We start from the raw sequence: 4621 nt of genomic DNA on the forward strand, positions 1-4621 counted from the left end.
TGGGCGTCGGTCAACCAGAAGAGATCAGACATGTTCACCGCTCGTTTTTCGAACCGTGAATCACGCCGCCTCGCAGAAATCAATGGGTCCTGACCCTAGCGAACGCGCCTCCGGTCGTCGTGATGGGCGCTGTCGTTTGTATTGTAAGGATATCTTGTGCGAGCAACAGACATGCCTGTGCTCATAAGGGGTAGCCGCTTTTGTGCGTTCAATTTCTCAAGTTAGCACACCTATCCCGGTTATCCCATCATGATGATGCCTGTGACCATCCTCGAGAACTACCATCAAAGATTCCAACATGACTTCGCAGGACGGGATGGGAACCAAAATTGTGAGCATACCCGCCTGAACCCGATATCAGACAAACTCTATAACAAGAACCAAGGCTTGAAGCGGATTGGAGGCGAGTACCGGAATCGAACCGGTGTACACGGATTTGCAATCCAGAGTTATATCAAGCGAAATCAGCATGTTAAGTGTTCAAAATTCGCTGAATTCAGGGGTGAACAAACCACGAAAGTTTCAAAGTTCTGGGGGCGGGTTCAAAATGAAATAGGCCCCGACGCAGCGGCAACTGCGAACGGGGCCATCAGAAAAAAAGCGGATCAGCTTTCCTCGGTTGATACCACAAACGAGGTAGCCGGCGCAATCTTGAGAACCCCTCTATTTGGTGCAGGAGGGGTCCAATGAGCTGGCGTATCGCGAACGAATGCGCAGAGCGCCGCTTTGGCAGTGCCGCGCGCAAGCAGATCATTATGTTCCTCGCAGACAAGGCGAGCGACGACGGGTCAGGTATCTGGTGCTCGAAAGGCACCATCCAGCGCCACACAGAACTGGGCGAGACGACCGTTAAACGGATCATTTCCGAGTTTCTGCGAGAGGGGATTCTGGTCGAAACCGGACGCCGTCCCTGCCGCAACGGCTACACCGTCGTTTACCGTATCGTGATCAATACAATCCGCATGCTCGAACCTACCGCAGAGCCCGACATCGACACGGGGTCCACAGTGGACCCCGTCCAGCCTGAACCCGGTACGGGGTCCACAGTGGACGGGGTAGGGGGTCCACAGTGGACCCCAAACCACCCTCAAACCATCCATAAACCACCTACGCGCGCGAGCGCGCGCGATGCGGCGGCGGCGGAGGTTGGAGATATTGAAGCTGAAAAGATCTTGGCGGCCTATCCTGAAGACAAGATCCGAGACCGGCGGACCAGTGTGCGCCTGATCGCAGCGGCCGTGAAGGCCGGGGTAGAGCCCGATGACCTGCTGCAGGCGGTCAAAACTTATGCCAAGGAAAGCGAAGGCTACACGCGCAGCAAGGTTTGTTTCTCAGACAACTGGTTCAAGATGCGCCGGTGGGAGAAGGGCCTTGCCCAGATACAGGCGGATCGTGAGAAATCGCGAGAGGCCGCAGCCAAAGGCCGTGCCAGCCTCGCCGAGTGGATCCACGAGCGCCATCCCCTGTGCCGCCATATCACCAACCGGCAGATCGAGGACTTGATCGCGTCAAAGCTGGTGACGCCTGAGCAGGTACGTGCTGCGGGGCTGCAGGCGTGAGAGTTGTTGTGCAATTTGAGATATGGCTTCCCTTATCTCAGAATCGGTATTGTTTCTTGAGATAAGGCTGATGATGAGGTTTCGTATATGGTGCTTAGATCATATTATCACTCTATGGCGTGGAGATCATATTGACATTTTATGATTTAGGGGTCATATGTGGCGGCAGGAGACCCCCCCCCATGAAGCACCTCGTTCGTACATCAAAAAATCTAGGCCATGCAATTCGCCAGGCTCGGAAAGCCAAAAACCTGACCCAGAAGGAACTCGCCTCGATGAGCGGTGTCTGGCAAGAGACAATTTCCAAGATCGAGAACGGCAGCGGTGGCACGAAGCTGGAAACGGTGTTCGATCTCATCGCGGCCCTGGATCTCGAGATCACGGTGACGGAGCGCAGCAAAGGCGCACCAGACGGGCTTGAGGACATCTTCTGACATGGGCCGCAAGCGCAGCTATACGCCACTGAACGTCTTCCTGAATTCGCGGCGCGTGGGCCAGTTGCTCCGCGACCCTTCTGGCGGCGTCAGTTTCAGCTATGCACGAGATTGGCTGGACTGGCAGCACCGGATGCCCGTGTCTTTGTCGTTGCCGCTGCAGGAGGCCCGCTACAGCGGCGCGCCTGTGATGGCCGTCTTTGATAATCTGTTGCCCGACAGCGACCTGATCCGCCGAAGGGTTGCAGAACGTGTTGGGGCCGAGGGCGTCGATGCCTTCAGCCTGCTGTCACAGATTGGTCGCGACTGCATTGGTGCACTTCAGTTTTTGCCCGACGGGCAAGAACCACAGCCCATGTCGGAATTGACGGGGGAGCCTGTTAACGAGGCTCAGATCGGGTCAATCTTGGGTGACCTGGATCTTGCGCCACTCGGTATCCGTCGCGAGAATGATTTCCGGATTTCTGTGGCTGGTGCACAGGAAAAAACCGCTCTTCTGCGCCATGATGGCCAGTGGATTGAGCCAACGGGCACGACGCCCACCACCCACATCATCAAGCCGCAAATCGGCAGGCTACCCAACGGCATGGACCTGTCGGACAGCGTCGAAAATGAATACCTTTGTCTCAAGCTGATGGAGGCGTTCGGGCTTCGGGCCGCGAATGTCGAGATGGCGCAGTTCGGTGACAAAAAAGCCTTGGTTGTTGAGCGTTTTGATCGGCGTTGGACCTCTGATGGTCGCCTGATCCGCCTGCCGCAGGAAGACTGCTGCCAAGCACTATCTGTGGTGCCCACGCAAAAGTACCAGAACGAGGGTGGCCCTGGCATCTCGGAAATCATGGATCTTTTGTTGGGGAGCGATGATCCCAACAAAGACAGATACGACTTTTTCAAAGCCAACGTGCTGTTTTGGCTTCTCGGAGCGACCGACGGGCATGGCAAGAACTTCAGCGTCAGTCTTTTGCCCGGCGGGCGTTTTCGCATGTCACCGCTCTACGACGTGCTGACGGTGCAGCCGACCGTCGACTCCCGGCAAATCGAGCGGAAATACTTCAAACTCGCCATGAACTTCGGCCATTCGAACCACTACAAGGTGGGTAATATCGTTGGCCGGCATATCGTTGAGACTGGAGTTCAATCTGGTTTGTCTCGCACGGTCGTTGAGTGTCTGTTCGACGAGCTCCAGGAGACCGCCCAGTCGATCGTTGAGGCCACGTTCAACCAACTGCCAGGTGACTTCCCCGGGGCGCTACTCGCTTCGATCGACGGGGCGCTGAAGGCACGGTTGCATCTGTTGAAATGAAGCTGGTCGAGCCTGTCCGGTGCGCAGATGTGTCCAATCCGGTTCGGGCAAACTCGGATAAGTCGGCACGCCGGGTGGCGAACAGGGACCCGGACAGCCTTCGGCCAAGGCACCCATGTCCATTGGGACCGGTGGCGCACCTGCCTCCGTCACGATCGCCTCACACTTGATAAGTGGCAAGACCTGCAGACTGGGAAAGGTGCATCCTGAAGGCGGTGTCAATTGCGCTGCAACTCGTCCCTTTTCGATTGATCGCGCCGCCCCGCGCGGCTACGTTCCCAGAAAGCCCAGAAATTGGATGCGCACAATTCACGTGCGCGCAGGGCCAGCAGGGAGTGCGCCGTGGACAGAGACAAGGCTGGACTACGCTGGGGCATCGAGCAGCGCCTCGAGTTCATCGAGTTCCGCCTGTTCTGGGAGGGGCACGTCAATCGCATCGACGTGATGCAGCAGTTCGGCGTCTCGGTGAACCAGGCATCCTCGGACCTGAACCGCTACGTCGCGCTGGCGCCGGACAACATGGTCTACGACAAGAGCGCGCGCACCTATGTCCGCGGGTCGGGATTCGACTGCAAGTTCCGCCCGCCAGACGCCGCGCACTACCTCTCGCAGCTCCGCCTCATTGCCGACGACGTGCTGGAGAGCGAGGACTGCTGGATCCCTGACCTGCCACCCTACGCATCCGCCCCGACGCCAGTGCGTGGTGTCGATCCTGTGACGCTGCGCGCTGTTGTCGGCGCCATCCGCCGCTCCGAGGCGATCGAGGTGAAGTACCAGTCCCTGTCTAGCCCGGAGCCGCGCTGGCGTTGGATCGCACCCCATGCCATAGCTTTCGACGGCTTCCGCTGGCACACGCGAGCGTTCTGCCTGACGGACGATTGCTTCAAGGACTTCCTGCTCTCACGGATCCTCGGCATCCGCGGATCGCGGGAGAGCGAAACATCGGCCGACGATGATAGCGACTGGCATTCCGAGGTCACTCTGGAGGTCGGCCCCCACCCCGAGCTGTCGGAGACGCAGGCGAGGGTCATCTCTCTCGACTACGGCATGCGAGGCGGAAAGGCGAAGATCAAGGTCCGTCGCGCGCTCCTCTACTACGCGCTGCGCCGGCTTGGGCTCGACACTGATCCGGCTGCCAGGAAGCCAAAGGATCAGCAGATCGTGCTTCTCAACCGGGAGGTCATCAATGCAGATCATCGATAATACCTCCCACCTTCTCGGCGATGACCTAGGGTCAGGACCCATTGATTTCTGCGAGGCGGCGTGATTCACGGTTCGAAAAACGAGCGGTGAACATGTCTGATCTCTTCTGGTTGACCGACGCC

At 58.1% G+C, this 4621-nt stretch carries 5 protein-coding genes; all 5 read left to right on the forward strand.

The window, feature by feature from the left end; all coding sequences use genetic code 11:
• Positions 1–249 precede the first annotated feature (249 nt).
• The 5 genes from M8744_RS17585 to M8744_RS17605 all read left to right on the forward strand — a co-directional run bounded on the left by M8744_RS17585 (position 250) and on the right by M8744_RS17605 (position 4499).
• Positions 250–690, forward strand: a complete 441-nt coding sequence (locus M8744_RS17585) for a hypothetical protein (protein ID WP_251420045.1) — start codon at positions 250–252, stop codon at positions 688–690.
• On the forward strand, positions 687–1559 hold the full coding sequence (locus tag M8744_RS17590; protein WP_251420046.1) for a hypothetical protein: 873 nt from the start codon (positions 687–689) through the stop codon (positions 1557–1559). The genes M8744_RS17585 and M8744_RS17590 overlap by 4 nt, the downstream gene beginning before the upstream one ends.
• Positions 1560–1741: 182 nt before the next feature.
• Positions 1742–1993 carry a helix-turn-helix transcriptional regulator gene (locus tag M8744_RS17595; RefSeq protein ID WP_251420047.1) on the forward strand — a complete coding sequence of 84 codons (252 nt, stop codon included), beginning with the start codon at positions 1742–1744 and terminating at the stop codon, positions 1991–1993.
• 1 nt (position 1994) lies between these two features.
• Positions 1995–3296, forward strand: a complete 1302-nt coding sequence (locus M8744_RS17600; RefSeq protein WP_251420048.1) for a type II toxin-antitoxin system HipA family toxin — start codon at positions 1995–1997, stop codon at positions 3294–3296.
• 342 nt (positions 3297–3638) lie between these two features.
• Complete coding sequence (locus M8744_RS17605; RefSeq protein ID WP_117155956.1) at positions 3639–4499, forward strand: BrxR family helix-turn-helix transcriptional regulator; 861 nt, start codon at positions 3639–3641, stop codon at positions 4497–4499.
• Positions 4500–4621 lie beyond the last annotated feature (122 nt).

The organism is Lutimaribacter degradans (assembly GCF_023703375.1).
In the GTDB taxonomy this organism is placed as follows: Bacteria; Pseudomonadota; Alphaproteobacteria; order Rhodobacterales; family Rhodobacteraceae; genus Lutimaribacter; species Lutimaribacter degradans.